Below are 19,568 nucleotides of genomic sequence, written 5' to 3'. Positions count from 1 at the left end.
ATAATAGGTAACAGTCGAAAAATAATTCGTAAAACGAAAGAGTTCTTGGGGGTTCGAAGAATGAAGACAGTTTTTTCTTATGCGAAGCCGTATAAATGGCCGATTCTCATCGCCCTTGTCCTCATGCTCTTGGAACTGGCAGTAGAGCTAATTCAGCCTTTGCTCATCGCGAAAATTATTGATGATGGGATTTTGGCTTCCAATACAACAGTTATTTGGACATGGGGAAGTGCCATGATGGGGCTTGCGTTTGTTGCGTTCTTCGCAGGGGCCGTCAATTCATTTTTTGCGGCCCATGCTTCACAAAGCTTTGCGTTCGATCTTCGCCAGGCTTTGTTCAGGCAAGTGCAGGCGTTTTCTATGGCAACGTTTCTGCGGTTTCCGACAGCGGGGCTTATCACCCGTTTGACCAGTGATGTGACCATGGTGCAAAACACCTTATTCATGAGTCTCCGGATCATGCTTAGAGCACCGCTTCTCGTTATCGGTAGCTTGGTCATGGCGTTTCTTGTTAATGTCAAATTGGCGCTGTATCTCGTCGTCGGTGCGCCGATTTTGCTCATATTCCTCTTCATTATGGCACGGAGAGGCGTAAAGCTATTTGCAAAAGTGCAACGCCGTTTGGATCGTGTAAACCGGGTCATACAGGAAAATCTTCAGGCGGTTCGGCTGATCAAAGCGTATTTGCGCGGAATGTATGAAGCAAGCCGATTTTCGAAAGTGGCGGGATCGCTTCGAACCGATACGGTTACGGCTATGCGGAATATGGAATTGATCTTGCCGGTACTTATGTTCATTATGAACCTCAGCCTGCTTGCTGTCCTCTGGTTCGGTGCGGCAGAAATTAGAAATAGCGGTGCGCAAGTAGGGGAACTTGTGGCCATCGTTAACTATGCCATGCGGATGACGGGTGCTTTCTCCATGTTCGCTTTTATCATTGTGGCATTCTCGCGTGCGAAAGCATCATCCGAACGGATGGAAGAAGTACTGCTTGCCGATGAGGATTTAGAGATGCAAGGCGCTGAAAGCTCCAGCATGCGGACATTGGAAGGCGATCTACGGTTCGAGGATGTCTCCTTTTATTATCCCGGAAAACCTGAGCCAATCTTAGATCACGTTACATTCCATGTGTCGCCTGGAGAGAAGCTGGCGATTATGGGGGCGACCGGTTCAGGGAAATCTACCTTATTGAACCTCATTCCCCGGATTTTTGAATCCACCGAGGGCAATATCTATGTCAGCGGAGTGGAAGTGAAAGAGTGGCCGCTGAAGGAATTGCGAGATGCAATAGGACTGGTTCCGCAGCAGTCGATATTATTTACAGGATCCATTTTGGATAATCTTTCGTGGGGAGATGCGGAAGCGGCGCCCGATGAGCTGGAAGAAGCGGCTCGGAAAGCGCAAATCCATGAATCAATCGATCTCTTTCCGAAGAAATACGAAACGCGTGTCGGACAGAAGGGTGTCAATCTGTCTGGCGGGCAAAAGCAGCGGCTTTCCATCGCTCGGGCGCTTGTCAGAAAACCATCTATTCTTATTCTTGATGACAGTACGAGTGCGCTGGACGTCAAGACCGAGATGGCTCTTTGGGAAGCGCTGGAAAGTGAAGATGCGACCATGCTTGTCGTGACGCAAAAAATCCAGACGGCAAAAGGGGCGGACCGAATCCTTTTGCTCGATGAAGGAAAAGTCGCTGGCTATGGAACGCACGCCGATTTAATGAAGCAGTCTGCTTTATATCGGAAAATAGCGGAGTCGCAATCGGAAGAGGAGGTGATCATCGATGCTGCGAGCAATTCGTAAACCGTTCGGGTATGAGCCGATCCTGAAGAAAGAGGATATTAAAGGACCTGGCAGGAAGAAGGTCGAGCGAGCGAGTGACTGGAAATCGGTTTTGCTCCGGATCTGGAAGCTGGTTGATGAACAGCGCGGCTTGTTGATCACTGTACTTGCCCTCGTCTTTGTCAGTTCGGTACTTGCCTTGCTGGGTCCGCTCTTAATCGGGAAAATAATTGATCTCTACATTATTCCGAAGGACTTCGATGGTCTCGGAACTGTGATCGGCTTACTGGTTGTGATTTACGCCGGTCAGTCGCTGGCTTTATATTTACAGAGCTTCTGGATGGTCGGCATCGCACAGCAAACGGTCTATCGTTTGCGGACGAACTTATTCGAACATTTGCAAAAGCTGCCTGTTACGTTTTTCGATAAACGGCAGCATGGGGAACTGATGAGCCGGGTGACGAATGATATTGAAAACGTCAGCCAGACGTTAAATTCCTCGTTCATACAGGTCTTTTCCAGTATTTTGACGCTCGTCGGCACACTGGCCGTCATGCTCTACCTTAGCCCGATTTTGACGCTTTTGACGATGGTCATCGTTCCGGTCATGTTCACGGCGATCCGGTGGATTACGAGAAGGACGGGGCTGTTGTACAAAGAACAGCAGCAGGCGGTCGGTTCACTGAACGGGATGATTGAAGAGACAATTTCCGGACAACGGATCGTCAAGGCGTTTTCACAGGAAGAACGGGTGATGGAGGAGTTTGCGGATAAGAGCGGAAGGCTTCGCCGCACCGGCTTTTGGGCGTTGACTTACTCCGGTTTCATTCCAAAGGTAATGAACATGCTGAACAATGCTAGCTTCGCGATCGTGGCAGGCGTCGGCGGATTGCTCGCTCTGAAAAGCGATGGCCTTGTGACGATTGGAACCATCGTTATTTTCTCCGAATTCGCCCGCCAGTTCACGCGTCCGTTGAATGATCTCGCGAACCAGTTCAACACTGTCCTCTCCGCGATTGCGGGGGCGGAGCGCGTGTTCAAGATTATGGATGAGCCGATTGAAAAGGATGAGGCGACAGATCATCAGGACACGATATTGAAAGGCGATGTCGAATTCCGGGATGTTTCGTTCGGCTATGCCGTCGACACGGATGGCTATACCATTCAAAACGTATCTTTCCATGTGAAACCTGGAGAAACCGCCGCATTTGTTGGAGCGACAGGAGCCGGAAAAACAACGATCATGCAATTGCTGGCCCGTTTCTATGAAACCGATGCTGGCCAAATCTTAATTGACGGCATACCAATTAATGAGCTGCCGCGCAAGACGCTGCGCAATCAAATGGCATTCGTGCTGCAGGATCCATTCTTATTTGAGGCGTCGGTTATGGAGAATATCCGCTATGGACGTCTGGATGCGACAGATGAAGAAGTGATTGCGGCGGCGAAAAAGGCGAATGCCCATACATTCATTTCCCGACTGGAAAACGGGTATGAGACCGTGTTGACAGCGGACGGCGGTGAGATTTCGCAAGGGCAGAAGCAATTGCTTTCCATTGCACGTGCACTCGTTGCTGATCCGGTCATCCTTCTGCTCGATGAGGCAACGAGCAGCATCGACACCGTGACGGAGCTGGAAATTCAAGAAGCATTGGAACGGCTCATGGAAGGGCGCACCAGTTTCGTCATTGCCCACCGTCTGAATACGGTGCGGAAAGCCGATACAGTGTATGTCATGGGGCAAGGAAAACTGATCGAATCAGGAAGCCAGGACGAGTTGATCGAGCGGCAAGGCGTTTATTATCAAATGCTGCTGGAAGCAAAAGTATAAAAAATCCCGAAGATGCAGTTGGTCGCATCTTCGGGATTTTGCCGTTTACTTCACTTCTTCAATATTTAATTCATTTCCATCATCAAAATGCACTTTTAAATAGAATTTACTAAAGCTGTCCAGGCCATACCATTTGAGAATATCGTCTGACGCACGCTTTTTGGACGTGTCTTTTGTAAGATTAATCTCCTTGAAAAACTTATCCAGTTCATTCATCGCTTGCGTATCTCTCAAGTCAACGCCAGTCAGTTTATTCACGTAAATGGCGGTAAGTTCCTTCTCCATTGTATATTGATCCTTTATGGCTTCTTTCCCATCGACTTCGATTTGCAAATCAAAGTGATCGAATCCGTAGGCGTTGCCGGTATTCATTGATCCGCCGTCTTGGTCATTAATATTTTGCACGCTATCTTTACTCGGGTCCGTGCCTTTCGTGTCGTCTTTTTTATTTCCACATGCGCCCAGCACGAAAACAAAGGCTACTAACAAGGTACCGAACAGTAGGATTTTTTTCATCCGTGCATAACCATCCCTTCGTAATATCTGCTACTAGTAGTTTTCCTTCTTTTGTGGAAATTAAACCGAGGACTTTCGGAATAAAAAAAACCGGCAAGCGCCGGTTAGTTACCACTTCGCAATATGATCCTCCGAACAGCCCAGCATTTGCCTAATTAGCAAAAAGGAGCCGTCATCCAGCTTAATGCGTCCGTTGAAATAGCCGACGGTCTGATGCACTTCGGTTTGAACCAATTGGACATTCGTTGTAGCGGTTCGTTCAAAGAAGGGGGTGAACGTCACGCTGACTTTATCGGAAAATCGGGTTTTGATCTTCCACGGTTCCATGTAATTGGATGGATTATATGAAAAAAGGACATCTTCATGGATTTTCATCATCTTCCCGTCAATGAACACGGCATTCTCCGTCATGCCGGTGCCGTCTGTCCATTTGCCTCCAAAGTTGAGTCCGATCCGGCGCCCGCCGGCCCGTTGCGAGGCCATCGCCCAATTCCACTGCGCTTCCCTTGGCCAGATGCCGCGTCCGTAATCCAGCACGGCAAAGCTATAATCGGGATTAAAATCATAGCGCTTTGAACCGATTTTTACGAAGCCGGCAGTCGGCAAGGAATGATGCTTCGCGGTGAATTGGAAAACATCCCGGCTCCGCGGAATGACTACATTCAGGGACTCATCCTGCGCGGGATGCTTAATATGCAAGTCGGCATGCAGTACTTCACTGTCAAAGTCAGGAATGGTGACAGAAAGATGGGTCTCTCCCTGCAAATGCACCAACTGGACGGACATCCGTTCATTCATGAACTTCACATTGCCCAGCACCTCTTCCGGCATTTTGATCTTTCGCCCGATCGGCAACGTAATCTGCTTCTCATAAAACCGCTGCGTCTCATAGTCCAGCATATACACAAAGCAGACCGCCGCATAATCCAAATGGCTGATGGTCGCAGAAAACAGAAGATCCTCCCCGAACACACACCAATAGTTCCATTTCTTCTTTCGCATGAAATGACCCTTCAGATTGCTCTGAATGATCGGACGGCGCGCATACCCGATAGCCCCCGGATTCAACTGGCCTTTCTTATCACAAAGAAGCACAGGCTCCGTAATTTCCCTCTCAGCATGCTGCAAGGAGATCTCCCCCAATCTGTTGTCTTTTTCAAAATCGTTTGGTATACTCTTATTGTATCAGATATACGGGGCATTAGCTCAGCTGGGAGAGTGTCACGCTGGCAGTGTGAAGGTCACCGGTTCGAACCCGGTATGCTCCATCTTACGAAAATCCTTTCAAATTAACTCTTGAGAGGGTTTTTTATTTTGCTTTAATGACGTTAAAAGCGGTTGGAAATGACGGTTGATGTAAAGATGATGTAAACTCTAAGTGAAATAAAAACAAGACATGCAAAACGGCAATAAAAAACGAGGAGCACTAGTCTTAACGGGTTTGGTTGATGGGAAGAGAACAAAAAAACACAGCATTCGGGGACATAATTCGCATATGAATTGGTGTCCCCGTTTTTGATGTTGCATCAACATTTAGATGCGTTCTATTGATGAATTGGTACCACAATTAGCACAAGTATTAACAAGAGAGCATAAATTTATGTGCCTTTGCTAATTCACTTGTTAAAACACTTGCTGATTGGATATTGAAAAGAAATTATAGAAGGAAAATGAGGAATATATGTTAAAATATATTAAATATTATGAAATGATGTCCTTCCACTAACGGGGCAGTTTAGTTTAATGAGATTTTAGGGAAGGAGGATGAAAATTGAAAATATTCACTAACACTAATTTAGCAATTTTAACCTCTATGTTTCTTCTAATATCTGTTATTTATAGTTTAATTGTCAATGAACCAATATATAAATTTACATCATTTTTGCACAATTCGACTTTAATAGTGTCCATCATTACATTAGCCATTCACTTTAATGCTTTGAAAGAGAATAAAGATAAAAAGAAATTAATTTTATTAAGTCTTGTAGTACCGATTTCAGTAATTATATATTTTATCATTGGTTTAATTTACTGGGCTAACAGCGGATGAAGAATCGGATCCTTGAGTAAATATATTAGTTCACATTTTGGCTAAATGACTTTTCCTGCGAGCTGCAGAGGAAGATAGGTCGCGAATAAAAAACACAGCGAGATAAGATCCCGCTGTGGACTTCATTAGAGATAGACAGCTTCAAGCTTGCTTGCGGCGAAAATAGGTATTTACATTCTCCAATACAAACGAGTGATTAGGAAAAATAGGGGAATCTTGCAACTTTAATTGCAGCCTATTAAACAGGCTAATATGTTTGCTTAGTTGGCTATCTTTTGCCTTAAATTGAACACCGGTATAATTCAGATTGTTTTTATTGGAAGTATGAACAATCGTGCCGAAAAATGAGTGGGTGTCTCCAAAGAGAGTAAGTTCGAATTTCAGAACAAGATCTGCGTTTTTAGGTAACTTTATGTCTGAGACAAAGAGAAGACCGCCTGGTCCAATATTTTTTACTAATACACGTGCCTTGCTCACTTGAATTTTCTTTCCATTCAGCTCAGATACGGTCATTAATGCTTCCAGAGGAAATGGAAGTTCAATTCTAAAATATTTTCTTTTTTCATCGTTAATGGGCACAGGCTGATCTGCTTGGTTCCACTGTCGTTCAAGCAATTTCTCCATATTTTCCGGTGTTACCGGTCGGCTAAATAAAAAGCCCTGTAAATAATCACATTCTTTGTTGACTAAAATATCTTTTTGTTCAGTTGTTTCTATTCCTTCCCCTATTACGACGATGGAAAGGTCCTTTGCCATTTGCAGTACCGAATTTACTATACTGTTGGAGCTGTAATTTCCTGACAGCTCTTTAATGAATGACTTGTCTAATTTAATTTTATTCGGCTGGATTATTTTTATGTTCTTCAAAGAGTTATATCCGGTTCCAAAGTCGTCTAAGGAAATAAGGAAACCTTGTTGTTTAAGCTCATCGATTTTCTTTAAAATTAGCTTTTCGTTAAAATGGTGTTTTTCAGTAATTTCAATATCAACCCATTTGGGCTCAATTTTATTTTCGGCAGCTTTGGCGCCGATCATTTTGACAAAGTTCGGATTGGTTAATTGTTTGGCTGAGGCATTAATAGCGGCTCTCACATCAAAACCTCTGCTGTGCCAACGAGATAGATCTCGAAACACCGTATTGAAAGTCCATTCTCCTATGGAATCCATTATTTCAAACTGTTCCGCCAGATATATAAATTCATTTGGGGATATTAATCCATGAACAGGATGTTCCCATCTGATCAATGCTTCAACTGCTTCAATTAATCCTGTGTTTGCATGTACGATCGGCTGATAATAAATCTTAAATTGATTTCTATGTAATGCGAATTTCAAATCATTGCGTAAAGAAAACATTTTATTCAGTCTGTTAAGATCTGATTCAGATTTGACTCTAAATTGATCGGCCCCCATCTTATCTGCTAAGTACAATGCCGATTTCGAGTTCATAATAAGTTCAGATGTATCTTTGCCCGTATACGGGAAAACACTAATGCCCATCTTTGTGGTGATTATTATTTTATAGTTTTGAAATTCAACAGGTTCTTCAAAAAAGGATGCCAGTTCCTCAGAAAATTTCACTATGGATGCTGTGTCTTGAAGATTTTTCGTCAGTATAAAAAAGCCACTGTCACTTACTTTGGCAACATACTCAATATTTCGCTTGAAGTGGTTTTTTAACGTAAAGACAAGTTCTTTAATGAACACATCACTTAGGTGGTGGTCAATAACATTATTTAAAAACTCGAATCCATCAATGTCGAGGTAAATTACTGCAAATGATTTGTTAAGGGTATTGGACAGCTTTATCTCCAAATCCACTCTTTCCTCAAAGGCCTTTCGATTAGGAAGTCCGGTAAATTCATCATGGGTGGATAAATAGGATATCTTGGATTGACTCTTCTTCACTTCGGTAATATCTCTACAAATATAAATGATGCCTTTAACTTCCTCGTTATGTAGGTGATTCGTAAACGTTACTTCATAATTCTGCCACTCGCCCGAAGAATCCCTGATGCTCAGTTCTGTTGATATTGGAATTTCCGGTTTTTCAATAATCTCTTTAAACATTTCCTTAAATAGATACTCATTTTCTGGGTGTAGAAACTTGGTAAATTTTTTGCCAATCAGGTCATCGTTCTTATAGCCCAATAAAGAATTGGCGGAAGAACTCTTATATTGGATTACTCCATTGAGGTCCAATAAGCCGACGATTTCTTGAGAATGAGTAGCAAACTGGTGAACATTACCGAAGGAAACGATGGAAGCATCTTTGTTTGTATTTCCGGTAATTAAACAACAGATAGTATCTATATGTCCGTTTTCAGCGAATACGGGAAATACGGAAAAATTAAAGCTGAAAACACCTTGATAATCTAAGCTGATATTTTCAGCCACACGGATATTACCTAAACGAACGGAATTAAAAAGCACTTCAAATTTGTTAAGATCCGCAGGGTGAATAAAATTTTTGTAGTTTTTACCTATGAGAGATTTATAATCCCATGTGTGATCTACAGCTAATTTCCCTTTAACATTAACTACAGTGCCTGTCGTATCAATTAATACTAATAGGCTATCTGATTCATTATCTTCAATATGGTCTAAGAAGTTCTTTTTAATAGGTATGTAAGGAGTGGATTTCCACTTTTTAAGCATTTTAGAAACCATTACTTTCGCCCCTTTTATCAGAGATTAATAATTCGATAGTCTTATTAAGAAGAATAGTATATTAGTCTGTTCTATTTGACAAGTACATTTTATGTTATGCACATAATAATTTCTTTTTGGTCTTTAATTAAGGATGAATATTATTAAAGAGAATAAATTAGTAAAATTATTCCTCTAATAAACCGTGATCTCAGCCTGAAAGAATAAATGTCCTAGTTGCATGCATCGTTTCGCCACAAAGACGAATACTAACAACAAATAACTTTTGTTTGGGAGTGGGGTCTTGAAACGATTTGTATTGCCGCTGATCATCATCATTATTGTTTTCGGAGTATACGGCAGAACGTTTGCAGATAAAGGAAGGAAGCATTACGAAGAGGCTGGACAAATTATATGGGAAATTAATACGGAAGAAAAAGTGATTGCATTGACGTTTGATGACGGGCCCCATCGGAAACATACAACCGAAATATTAGACCTTCTGAAAAAACATGAAGCGAAAGCGACGTTTTTCATCGTGGGTGCTAATGCCGAGAAAAATCCGGATATTGTGTTGCGGATGTATGAGGAGGGGCATGAACTGGCCAATCATACGTATTCCCACAAAAGCCGAATGAATGTATCACAGTTAATTCAGGAATTGAAAAAGACGGATGAAGTGATTTATTCCATTACGGGACAATCCTCCAAATTATTCCGACCTGTCGAAGGGCAGTACACCGATGAAATTGTCCAAGCCGTTTCAAAAGAGGGATACAAACTGGTTATGTGGTCATGGCACTTGGATACATTGGATTGGAAAAACCCGGGAGTCGATAAAATTGTAGGCTTTGTCTTGAACGGAGCTAAAGAAGGGAATGTCGTGCTATTCCATGATGGAGGCGGCAACCGACGACAGACAGTAGAAGCGTTAGAAAAAATCCTTCCCGCCCTCGAAAAGCAAGGGTATACATTTGTAACAATTTCCGACATGATGAAAATTAATGAAAAAACTAAAGAAAATAATGAAGACCGTCAAATCGAAAACTACAAATGACGGGCATATTTCGGGGGTCACAACGTCCACTTTTCAGGATTGAAAATTGAAAAAAGGGTAATAATGAAATAGGCATAATAATTGTTCCAAGAAAAGAGGGTATCGTATGAGTCGGAAAATGACGAGTGAGGACCAAGCGGTTTTGGAAAATGCCCCGATAACGTACTATTTCACGATGATTTTCGCTGCCTTTGGAACAATGTTGGCCTTCTACTACTTATTCCAGGTGATGGAGAAGGTCAACGTTTTCCTCTTTTTCCTTTCAGTTTGTGGAGGTGGCATCCCGGTCGGTTTTATCGGGGTGTTCATTGACTATAAGATGTTGCAAAATCGTTTGAAGAAAAGATGATTGCACAACAAATGAGAAGGAGCCTCCCGTCAGAAGGCTTCTTTTTATTTACCTTGAATAAATCGCATTCCAAGCCTTTTCAGTTCATAAGATGGGCTGAGGGGGCGTTTTTATGTATAACAGGGAAGCGGCTGTCGCCTATGCGAATAAATGGTGGAATGGACGAAATCCTGATTTTCATTCATTTGACGTGGACTGCACCAATTTTATCTCCCAATGTCTATTGGCAGGCGGAGCGCCGATGTATGGATATCCCAATCGTGAACGTGGCTGGTGGATGCAAGGAGGGACATGGAGTTTCAGTTGGTCGGTTGCCCATTCCATGCGCTGGTTTTTAGGCGGATCGAAGAAGGGACTGACAACCACGCAGGTCAGTTCGCCAGAAGAATTGGATTTGGGTGATCTGATTTGTTATGACTTCCAAGGCGACGGGCGGTATGATCATACGACGATTGTGACGGCGAAGGATGGCGAAATGCCGCTCGTCAATGCCCATACGTACGATGCTTATCAGCGGACATGGGATTACAAGGATTCCTATGCATATTCCCCGAATGCCAAATACTTATTTTTTAAAGTGAACGATCATTTTTCCTAATGCGAAAGGGAGCTCTCCAGCTAGGAGGCTCCCTCTTTTTTTATTCAAACCATAAAACGGCCAGTGTGCCTTCTCCCGCATGAACTGCGAGAGTGGAGCTAATATCACCGATTTCTACAATAAGTTCAGGGTTGCTTTGGAGGAGCATATCCTTCAGCTGATCGGCCTGATCCGGAACATTGCCGTGCATCAGGTGAATGTGAGAAGGCTGGCTGGCGGACACTTTATCCACAAGATATTGAAGCGCTTTCTTTTCAGATCGAACTTTGTCGAACACCTCAAGTGTTCCGATGTCCGATAGTTGAATGATCGGCTTAACTTTCAACAGGCTGCCAAGGAAAAATTGCACGCCGCTCATCCGGCCGCCTTTATATAGCTGATCCAATTGTCCGATGAGAATATAATTGTTCATCGTGCCTGCCATGGATTCGAGCTGCTGCTTGATTTCATCCACAGTTGCACCCGATTCATGCATCGCCATCCCTTTTTGAATCAAGCCGGTAATTCCATACGAGAGGGACAGAGAGTCGATGAACGTAATTGGGAAATTAGCCATTTCAGCTCCTGCCATCGAAGAGGCAAGGGTTCCGCTTAATTTTCCGGAAATATGAACGGCAATCGCTTGCTCATATTCGGTTGCCAGTTGTTTGAACTGCTCAGCGAACTCACCGGCAGACGGCTGGGACGTTTTCGGGAATTCGACGGCGCCTTTAATGTTTTCATACAGCTCGGAAGGCGACAAATCAATTCCATCAACAAATTGTTTGTCCCCGAAATGTATATTGAGCGGAATCCAATAGAAATCCGGATGTTCTTTTAATTCTTTCGGAATGTACGCAGTACTGTCTACAATCCAAGCTAACGGTTTTTTTGCCATAGGGGCCATCCTTTTTTAGTTTATTTACGACCGTAGGAATATTATATCATCGAAAGTAATTTGTTTGAATAGTAATAGTTTTAGAGAACGAAGACAGTCCGTTGTTTTCCTCGGAAAGCAGCAATAGTGTATAATGGTCGCTAGTATGGTAAAAAGGGGAGTTCAATAGATGAATGAACAAGCGTTATCAGTCAGAGATGCAATCGTCAATCGCCGGTCGGTCAAAAATTTCAACGGTCAACCGGTCGATGTCGATGATATATTGGCGGTACTTGAGGACGCACGCTGGGCGCCGAATCACGGCAACCGAAATCCTTGGAGAGTGATTGTGGCGGCAAATCAGGAGCACTTGAAATTGCAGGAACTGTTAAAGGAGTACGGAGTTCCGAAATGGAAAGAGTTATCCGAGGAAGACTTGGAAAAACAGATGAAGAAATTCACAACACCCGGTGCTGTCGTATTCGTCGTCGTGCCGGAGGATGTTCGCCAAAAAGAAAGGCTGGAAGACTTCGCGGCAGCTAGCACGTTTATTCAAAACGTGATGTTGCTCGCATGGGATAAAGGCATCGGCACATGTTGGAAAACACCACCTTTCATCGACAATCCAAAATTCAGAGAAGCGCTTGGTGTTAAACCAGAAGAGCGCATTATCAGCATGCTGCAATTTGGTTATTTCGACGACATTCCAAAAAATCGCGTACGCAAACCGTTGGAAGATATCGTAACGTTCTTCGGAAAAGAAGAGTAACAAGAAGAGCATCCAGGCGACTGGGTGCTTTTTTTGATTTGTAAAAGAGTAGGGGGATGAATGGGGAAACGAGTACGCTCGGTTGTGCAGAAAGGTTATGCTTGAGTTATTGGCGTTCATTTCGATTTAATGGCGTTCAGCCGAAGTTATTGGCGTTCGTTTCGATTTAATGGCGTTCAGTTGGAGTTATTGGCGTTCGTCTCGATTTAATGGCGTTCAGCGGGAGTTATTGGCGTTCGTTTCGACTTAATGGCGTTCAGCTGGAGTTATTGGCGTTCGTCTTGATTTAATGGCGTTCCGCTGGAGTTACTGGCGTTCGTTTCGACTTAATGGCGTTCAACGGGAGTTATTGGCGTTCATTTCGACTTAATGGCGTTCAGCTGGAGTTATTGGCGTTCATTTCGACTTAATGGCGTTCAGCTGAAGTTATGGCATTCGTCTTGATTTAATGGCGTTCAGTCGGAGTTACTGGCGTTCGTTTCGATTTAATGGCGTTCAGCGGGAGTTATTGGCGTTCGTCTTGATTTAATGGCGTTCAGCTGGAGATATTGGCGTTCATCTCGCCCCCGCGCCAAATAACTGTTCCACCCCGCCAAATCCAACAGACAATTTACACTCTCAAACTTCACTGCATCACAAGCGCTCCAACATGACTAGCTGGCACATAAAAACCGGATTCGGCACGAGAGCCAAACCCGGTATTCATTATTTCTTTAATTCATCGACAGGCAGTTCAGCGAGTTCGTAGTAATAGTCGCCGAGGACGCGAAGGCCTTTGTCGAAGTTTTCCAGATGGAAGTGTTCGTTTGGTGCATGGAAGTTTTCGCTCGAAAGGCCGAATCCCATGAGGACGACTGGCAATCCGAGGATTTCATCGAATGCGGCGACGATTGGGATCGAGCCGCCCATGCGTGTGTAGGCAGTCGGCACGTTGTACACTTTTTCGTACGAGCGGCCTGCTGCTTGGATGGCTGGGTGGTCAAATGGCGTGATGAATGGTTTGCCTTTGTCAAATTCGCTCACTTCTACCGTGACTCCTGCCGGTTTATGCTTTTCGATATGTGCTTTCAGTTTTGCGACGATATCTTCCGGGTCTTGATCCGGTACGAGACGGCATGTGATTTTTGCGCCTGCTTCGGATGGCAATACGGTTTTGATTCCTTCGCCGGAGAAACCGCCGAAGACGCCGTTCACTTCTAGGGTCGGGCGAGTCCAAGTGCGCTCCAAGTAGGAGTAGCCTTTTTCACCAAATAATTCAGGCACGCCGATTTCCTCTTTCAAAGCTGCTTCATCAAAATTCAGTGCCGCATACGCTTCCCGTTCTTCTTCAGCTAACGGGCGAACATCTTCGTAAAATCCTTCGACTGCAATGGTGCCTTCTTGATCATGGAAGGATGCAAGTATCTCGGAGATGGCATGGATCGGATTTTGTACGCCGCCTCCATAAATGCCTGAATGCAGGTCGCTTTTTGCACCGCGCACATCGATCTGTACGCCTGCCAGTCCGCGTAATCCATAGCAGATGGCCGGTTTGCCAGGTCCGTACATGCCTGTATCGGAGATGACAATGATGTCTGCCGCCAGCTTTTCTTTATTCTCTTCAATATATTTCTCCAAGTTCGGGCTGCCGACTTCCTCTTCCCCTTCAATGATGAACTTTACATTGACGGGCAGTTGGCCGCCGTTTTCATGCATCAAAGCTTCTACCGCTTTCACGTGCATGAATACTTGTCCTTTGTCATCGCTTGCGCCGCGGGCATACAGCTTATTGTCCCGGACTTCCGGTTCGAATGGACCGCTCTCCCATAAATGCAGTGGGTCTACCGGCTGGACATCGTAATGGCCATAAATTAATAATGTCGGCTTCCCTTCGGCGTGCAGCCAGTCGCCATAGACGACAGGGTGGCCGTCCGTCGGATCGATGGAGACGTTTTCCAAGCCCGCTTGTTCGAATGAATCCTTCAGCCATTCAGCCGCTTTTTGCATGTCCGCCTTGTGGTCGGACAACGCGCTGATGCTTGGGATGCGCAGAAAATCCTTCAATTGGTCCAAATGGTCGTTCCGCTTTTCAGTGAAAAACGTATCAAGCGATTCTAAATGAGTCAAAGGTATCCCTCGTTTCTAAGTATTTCGGATCTAAAAATAGTATAACAGAAAATAGAAAAATGCGAGTCAGGCAAGCAAGCGAAAACGAGGATATTATGGTATGATATGTATCATTCAACACAAGAACGGATGCATGGAAAACAAGTTCGGGAGGAACCGCTTTTGTTTATTGCACTAGGATTCTTTTTATTCTTGTCGTTTTTCCTGTCAGGGAGTGAAACGGCACTGACCGCAGTGAACCGGATGAAAGTCCAGCTGCGGGCGGAGCAAGGCGAAAAAAAATCAATCAAATTACAAAAACTGATATCGAAACCAGACCGGATGATCACGGCCATCCTTATTGGCAACAATGTGGCTAATATTATGATGCCGACCATCGTAACGATGATCGCGATCGATAAAGGGCTGAATGTCGGTCTAATGACCGGGATCTTGACAGTCGTCCTCATTGTGTTTGGGGAAGTGCTTCCTAAGACGATCTCCGCTACATTCGCGGATCGGATTGCGTATGCTGTCGCACCTACGATTTCTGTGCTTGTTAAACTTCTGACTCCTTTAACAGCATTGCTTGCTTTGTTTACGAACATCTTTATCCGCATCATTTCCAAAGGCGCCGTTACAGAGGCGACATTGACAAAGGAAGAGCTTCGTTCAATGGTGGATATCGCATCGACGGAAGGGACGTTTGAGCAAGACGAATCACTGCGTTTAAAAGGTATTCTTGATTTTCCGGATAAAGATGTTTCGGATGTCCTTGAGACACATCGTACGGATGTGATCGGGCTGCCGATTGAATCTACTTATGAAGAAGTGCGGGATACAATTTTAGAATACTTCTATACAAGATATCCTGTTTATGAGGAAAGCATTGATAAGGTGATTGGGGTCTTTTATTCCAAATCGCTCATTGAATGGTCCATGCATCCAGAGAAGAAGCTTTCTGAACTCATCGACCACAATCCGTTGTTTGTCGTGCAAACGGCGAGTGTTGAGAAAGTATTTAAACTGATGTTAGCGAAGAAGAAACATTTAGCTATCGTGCTGGATGAGTACGGCGGCACGCTCGGTATTGTGACGCATGAAGATATTATTGAGGAAATGATCGGGCAGGATATTGAAGACGAAACCGACATTGACGAGGAAGTACTTGTCTATGAATCAGACCATCACCAGCTGATCTGTCATGGCCGGCTTGAAATTGTCGAGGTTATGGAGCTGCTTCACGTCGGTTTGCCGACAGATCATGAAACCATTGGCGGCTTCGTTATGCAGGAGCTTGGACATGTACCTGAGCCTGGCGAGAGATTTACATATGAGAATCTATTTTTTGAAATTGAGGAAATGGATCGAAGCCGTATCGTGAAGATGAAAATAACGAAACGACAGGAAGAGCATGATATGAGTCCGGACGAGTGAGTGTCCGGGCTTTTTTTGTGCTTCGGGCAGTCGCGTCGTCTGAAATAAAACTGTCCAAGATGAACTGCTAAAGGAGGGAAGATGTTACTCGGGTAATCGGGCAGGTGCGGTTTGATGAGGGGGAGTTTTGAGAAAGGTTTCCCTACTCTATTGTGCAAGAATGCCGGTTTGTAAAGGCTGTCACAGTTCTGTCACGCCGCCTTACACATTTGTAAGTGTGTTGAAAGGGAAAGCGATAGTTTGTAAGACGAAAATATTTGATAATGGTTCCAAGAGATACAACACGGAGGGCGTTATCAATGAAAATCGACTTAGCTGAATTACACGATCAATATGGAAAATACATATATCACTTATGCTTGAAACTGACACGCAATAAAGAAGAAGCGGAAGACTTGATGCAGGATGTCTGGCTGAAAGTCGTTCGTTACAGCGGCAAGATGGACAGTGTCGACCGCATGAAAGCATGGCTTACGACGATTTGCATGAACACATTCCGGGATCGTTACCGGAAAGATGTGCGTCGCAGTAAACATGTAATGAACCAGCCTGATACATTGGACGTTCCGATCTTGGATTTGGTTCCAAGCGACAACATGACTCCTGTGGAAGTGGTAGAGCAATCCGATATTCAGAAGATCGTACAATCGAAAATCGGTGAGCTGGATGTCATTTACCGAAAAACAATCGAGTATTTCTATGTGCATCAGTATTCGTTAATTGAGATTGCAGAAATGATGAAGGTGTCGATCGGTACGGTGAAATCCCGTCTGTTCCGGGCGAAGAAATACTTGAAGGAATTAATGATGGACGACTCCGCGGCACGTGAGTACGTCTTGGCATAAGAAAAAAACGAGTGCAGACCTGGCTAAATGGTCTGCACTCGTTTTTTTATCGTCCTCGGAAGATGATGCTAGTTTGCAAGCGCCTGCTAATGGGAACTTGATAGTAATAGTTCGTTAGTTGGGACGGGGATGATCAGATGAAAAGTTGGAAGAAACGGAGCAAGGGGAAACGGCCCTTGTTCGTCATGATATTACTGTTTGTCATGTTATATGTGGCGGTGATTGCCTGGCATACATATAAGCCGCTGCCGAAGGGGATTCCGTATGAAGGGGATCTGCACCGTACAGATGATGTAGAGATGTTCACCGATCTGACGTATGCCCAAAACAAGAAGGGCGATGGCATGGTGCATGAGCTGTCCATCTTTGATGAGGTTTACAACATGATTGATGAGGCTGAGTCCTTTATTGTTTTGGATTTCTTTCTGATGGATCATTATTCGGATGAAAAAGTGGAGTTTCCTAAAATTGCGGAAACCTTGACGGCGAAATTGATTCAAAAAAAGCAGGAGAATCCTAATATGGATATTGTGTTCATTACGGATCCTCTCAACACGGGATACGGTTCCTACGATTCTAAATGGTTTACGAAACTTGAAGATGCGGGCGTTGAAGTTGTCTATTCTGATTTGGATCAATTGCGGGACTCCACGCCAATTTACTCTGGGCTCTATAGGACAATTTTCCGCTGGATACATGTGGAGAAAAAGGGATGGATCCCGAACGCCATGGCAAGCGAGGCACCGAAGATGACGCTTGCTTCCTATATGAAATTATTGAACGTCAAAGCGAATCATCGAAAGACCATGGTGACGGATAAAGCGGCTCTTGTGACGTCGGGGAATCCGCACGATGCAAGTGGTTTTCATGGCAATGTCGCCTTAAAAGTGAGCGGCGCGGTTATCAATGACATCCTCGAATCGGAAGAAGCTGTCGTTCGGTATACAAATGGCGGTTCATTGCCGAGGGCGGAGGTCCGCGAATCAAAGGAGGGCCAATATGCAGTACAGTACGTAACGGAAAGAAAGATACTGGATACATTGCTTCAAGATATCGGCCGCGCGAAAAAAGGAGACCGAATACGGATGGGAATGTTCTTCGTTGCTATGCCGGAAGTTGTCGAAGCCATTGAGGATGCGGTCGATCGTGGGGTGGAAGTGCAGATGATATTGGACCCGAACGAAAACTCATTCGGCAATGAAAAATCTGGATTGCCCAACCGGCCTGTGATGCAGAAGATGATGGATGAAACGGATGAGAAAATCCAAGTCCGCTGGTACAACACAGTGATCGGCCAATATCATACTAAGTTAGTCGTTGTGGAAACAAAGCAGGAAACGTATATTACGAACGGTTCTGCCAATTTGACGGACCGAACACTGAATAATTATAACCTGGAAGGGAATTTGCGGGTCATCGCGCCTAATGACAGTCCGCTTGTCCGTGAGTTAAATGCGTATTTCGACCGGCTGTGGAGCAATGAAGATGCCCTGTATACTCTCGATTTTGAAGAATATCAAAACGAATTCACGTTCTTTCAGCGGGGCATTTATCGATTGCAGGAACTGTTGAAGCTGACGACGTACTAAGAGTTCTCCCATTAAAAAAAGAAAACCGTCCTGTGACGGTTTTCTCAGACTGTAGACAAAAGGGTTGGAAATCAATTTGATTTCCAACCCTTTTCGTGCTTATTTAGTGTTTAACCCTCTTTTTTGGTCGTCCGGTATGGTAGGACCTGTCCGTCCGGACAGAGATAGCAGTCATAGTGTTCGTCATAGACATACTCGTTTTTTCGGAAAAAACCATCTTTGGTCATCGGCCGCTTGTAAGGAAGCACAGGCAGTATCTGATTCTCAAGCAGGAAGTTCGCAATCGCGGGTGTCTTGTAGGCTGCATCGGCGGCAACAGCCACTGGGCGCATCCCCTCGTCCATGATTTTCCGGACCAGTGGCTCAAGTAGATGACTGTCGTGAACATTACCTGGGGTCACCATGTTGGCAAGTACGAATCCTTTTTCATCCGTGGCTGCGTGAAAAGAATAGGATGCTTGGTCCGTTCATCCTTTACATAGTAGCCGCTCTCCGGGTCTGTTGTGGACTCTTTTATTTCCTTGTACTCTTCCTTTTCAAACTTTTCCGGAGGGAAAGGTTTCTTCCCATTCTCCTCCCTGTCCATGTTGAGCTCCATCTGGAGCTTCTTCTCATAAGCACGGGTTTCTTTACGAACGACTTTCTTTTCGAATTTCCTCTTGTTTGCGCTCGCTTTTACATGAGTGGAATCGATGAAGACGTGTTCCGGGCTGAGAAGCCCACAATCTGCCACTTCCTTCAGTACCCGATAAAAGATCTGTTCAAATAAATCCGTATCTGCAAAACGACGGATATAGTTTTTTCCGAATGTAGAGAAATGGGGCACCTCTGTATGGAAGCCAAAGCCGAGAAACCAGCGGTAGGCCATGTTCGTTTCAATTTCCTTGATCGTCTGGCGCATGGATCGGATGCCGAAAGTATATTGAATGAATGTCATCTTGATCAGCACAACGGGGTCGATACTAGGTCTTCCCACTGTCGAGTACAGGTCTTTCACCAATGGATAGATGAACGAGAAATCAATGGCCGCATCCAGTTTACGGACCAGATGATCATGAGGCACCAACTGTTCAATGGTCAGTATTTCTAACTGTTCGCGTTGATTCATCTGATTCTTCGTCATCATATCCATCACCTCTTCATTATTATGGAGAC

The 19,568-nt window shown here is 44.5% G+C and carries 15 protein-coding genes, 1 tRNA gene and 1 pseudogene; 11 read left to right on the top strand and 6 right to left on the bottom strand.

Annotated features, from left to right (window positions below):
• The first annotated feature begins 60 nt into the window (after positions 1–60).
• Together ACSW3C_RS10200 and ACSW3C_RS10195 are read left to right on the top strand one after the other, a co-directional pair.
• Positions 61–1,803 carry an ABC transporter ATP-binding protein gene (locus ACSW3C_RS10200; protein ID WP_486562431.1) on the top strand — a complete coding sequence of 581 codons (1,743 nt, stop codon included), beginning with the start codon at positions 61–63 and terminating at the stop codon, positions 1,801–1,803.
• Positions 1,784–3,613, top strand: a complete 1,830-nt coding sequence (locus tag ACSW3C_RS10195) for an ABC transporter ATP-binding protein (protein WP_486562430.1) — start codon at positions 1,784–1,786, stop codon at positions 3,611–3,613. The genes ACSW3C_RS10200 and ACSW3C_RS10195 overlap by 20 nt, the downstream gene beginning before the upstream one ends.
• A gap of 45 nt (positions 3,614–3,658) precedes the next feature.
• On the opposite strand, the gene ACSW3C_RS10190 is transcribed toward ACSW3C_RS10195, so the two are convergent.
• Positions 3,659–4,129, bottom strand: coding sequence for a YusW family protein (locus tag ACSW3C_RS10190; protein ID WP_486562428.1), 471 nt, complete (start codon positions 4,127–4,129; stop codon positions 3,659–3,661).
• A gap of 108 nt (positions 4,130–4,237) precedes the next feature.
• Positions 4,238–5,257, bottom strand: a complete 1,020-nt coding sequence (locus tag ACSW3C_RS10185; RefSeq protein ID WP_486562427.1) for a DUF2804 domain-containing protein — start codon at positions 5,255–5,257, stop codon at positions 4,238–4,240.
• Positions 5,258–5,324: 67 nt separating this feature from the next.
• Here ACSW3C_RS10185 and ACSW3C_RS10180 point away from each other — a divergent pair.
• Both ACSW3C_RS10180 and ACSW3C_RS10175 read left to right on the top strand, forming a co-directional pair.
• A tRNA-Ala gene (locus ACSW3C_RS10180) sits at positions 5,325–5,397 on the top strand.
• Between the two features lie 503 nt (positions 5,398–5,900).
• Positions 5,901–6,179, top strand: a complete 279-nt coding sequence (locus ACSW3C_RS10175; protein ID WP_486562425.1) for a hypothetical protein — start codon at positions 5,901–5,903, stop codon at positions 6,177–6,179.
• A 141-nt stretch (positions 6,180–6,320) separates the two neighbouring features.
• Here ACSW3C_RS10175 and ACSW3C_RS10170 read toward each other — a convergent pair whose 3' ends face one another.
• Positions 6,321–8,849 carry an EAL domain-containing protein gene (locus tag ACSW3C_RS10170; protein WP_486562424.1) on the bottom strand — a complete coding sequence of 843 codons (2,529 nt, stop codon included), beginning with the start codon at positions 8,847–8,849 and terminating at the stop codon, positions 6,321–6,323.
• A 283-nt stretch (positions 8,850–9,132) separates the two neighbouring features.
• Here ACSW3C_RS10170 and ACSW3C_RS10165 point away from each other — a divergent pair, with 283 nt between their 5' ends.
• The 3 genes from ACSW3C_RS10165 (at position 9,133) to ACSW3C_RS10155 (ending at position 10,832) form a co-directional block, all read left to right on the top strand.
• The gene (locus ACSW3C_RS10165) at positions 9,133–9,885 is read left to right on the top strand and encodes a polysaccharide deacetylase family protein (protein WP_486562422.1); all 753 of its coding nucleotides are present in this window, start codon (positions 9,133–9,135) and stop codon (positions 9,883–9,885) included.
• A 106-nt stretch (positions 9,886–9,991) separates the two neighbouring features.
• Positions 9,992–10,234, top strand: a complete 243-nt coding sequence (locus ACSW3C_RS10160; protein WP_238079542.1) for a hypothetical protein — start codon at positions 9,992–9,994, stop codon at positions 10,232–10,234.
• Between the two features lie 112 nt (positions 10,235–10,346).
• The gene (locus ACSW3C_RS10155) at positions 10,347–10,832 is read left to right on the top strand and encodes an amidase domain-containing protein (protein ID WP_486562420.1); all 486 of its coding nucleotides are present in this window, start codon (positions 10,347–10,349) and stop codon (positions 10,830–10,832) included.
• A gap of 40 nt (positions 10,833–10,872) precedes the next feature.
• Here the strand turns inward: ACSW3C_RS10155 and ACSW3C_RS10150 are convergent, their stop codons facing one another.
• Positions 10,873–11,709, bottom strand: a complete 837-nt coding sequence (locus ACSW3C_RS10150) for a DegV family protein (RefSeq protein ID WP_486562419.1) — start codon at positions 11,707–11,709, stop codon at positions 10,873–10,875.
• A gap of 169 nt (positions 11,710–11,878) precedes the next feature.
• On the opposite strand from ACSW3C_RS10150, the gene ACSW3C_RS10145 reads away from it, so the two are divergent.
• The gene (locus tag ACSW3C_RS10145; RefSeq protein WP_486562418.1) at positions 11,879–12,457 is read left to right on the top strand and encodes a nitroreductase family protein; all 579 of its coding nucleotides are present in this window, start codon (positions 11,879–11,881) and stop codon (positions 12,455–12,457) included.
• Between the two features lie 705 nt (positions 12,458–13,162).
• On the opposite strand, the gene ACSW3C_RS10140 is transcribed toward ACSW3C_RS10145, so the two are convergent.
• Entirely contained in the window at positions 13,163–14,563 is a 1,401-nt protein-coding gene (locus ACSW3C_RS10140; RefSeq protein ID WP_486562417.1) for a dipeptidase, read from the bottom strand.
• 162 nt (positions 14,564–14,725) lie between these two features.
• Here ACSW3C_RS10140 and ACSW3C_RS10135 point away from each other — a divergent pair, with 162 nt between their 5' ends.
• From ACSW3C_RS10135 to ACSW3C_RS10125, 3 genes are all read left to right on the top strand, one after another.
• Complete coding sequence (locus ACSW3C_RS10135) at positions 14,726–15,979, top strand: hemolysin family protein (protein WP_238079536.1); 1,254 nt, start codon at positions 14,726–14,728, stop codon at positions 15,977–15,979.
• Between the two features lie 299 nt (positions 15,980–16,278).
• Positions 16,279–16,824, top strand: coding sequence for an RNA polymerase sigma factor (locus tag ACSW3C_RS10130; protein ID WP_486562416.1), 546 nt, complete (start codon positions 16,279–16,281; stop codon positions 16,822–16,824).
• A 137-nt stretch (positions 16,825–16,961) separates the two neighbouring features.
• Entirely contained in the window at positions 16,962–18,413 is a 1,452-nt protein-coding gene (locus ACSW3C_RS10125) for a phospholipase D family protein (RefSeq protein ID WP_486562415.1), read from the top strand.
• 113 nt (positions 18,414–18,526) lie between these two features.
• On the opposite strand, the pseudogene ACSW3C_RS10120 reads toward ACSW3C_RS10125, so the two are convergent.
• Positions 18,527–19,539 (bottom strand): annotated as a pseudogene (locus ACSW3C_RS10120) (IS1182 family transposase); the annotation flags it as partial.
• Positions 19,540–19,568 lie beyond the last annotated feature (29 nt).

The sequence above is a fragment of the Sporosarcina sp. AD_1 genome, assembly GCF_057373025.1.
This window is presented reverse-complemented; position numbering and strand designations above follow the sequence as displayed.

Bases quoted from the DNA above. Each gene is read 5' to 3' on its own strand.
- ACSW3C_RS10200 (WP_486562431.1), top strand. From the start codon at position 61: ATGAAGACAGTTTTTTCTTATGCGAAGCCGTATAAATGGCCGATTCTC.
- ACSW3C_RS10195 (WP_486562430.1), top strand. From the start codon at position 1,784: ATGCTGCGAGCAATTCGTAAACCGTTCGGGTATGAGCCGATCCTGAAG.
- ACSW3C_RS10190 (WP_486562428.1), bottom strand. From the start codon at position 4,129: ATGAAAAAAATCCTACTGTTCGGTACCTTGTTAGTAGCCTTTGTTTTC.
- ACSW3C_RS10170 (WP_486562424.1), bottom strand. From the start codon at position 8,849: ATGGTTTCTAAAATGCTTAAAAAGTGGAAATCCACTCCTTACATACCT.
- ACSW3C_RS10160 (WP_238079542.1), top strand. From the start codon at position 9,992: ATGAGTCGGAAAATGACGAGTGAGGACCAAGCGGTTTTGGAAAATGCC.
- ACSW3C_RS10155 (WP_486562420.1), top strand. From the start codon at position 10,347: ATGTATAACAGGGAAGCGGCTGTCGCCTATGCGAATAAATGGTGGAAT.
- ACSW3C_RS10150 (WP_486562419.1), bottom strand. From the start codon at position 11,709: ATGGCAAAAAAACCGTTAGCTTGGATTGTAGACAGTACTGCGTACATT.
- ACSW3C_RS10145 (WP_486562418.1), top strand. From the start codon at position 11,879: ATGAATGAACAAGCGTTATCAGTCAGAGATGCAATCGTCAATCGCCGG.
- ACSW3C_RS10130 (WP_486562416.1), top strand. From the start codon at position 16,279: ATGAAAATCGACTTAGCTGAATTACACGATCAATATGGAAAATACATA.
- ACSW3C_RS10125 (WP_486562415.1), top strand. From the start codon at position 16,962: ATGAAAAGTTGGAAGAAACGGAGCAAGGGGAAACGGCCCTTGTTCGTC.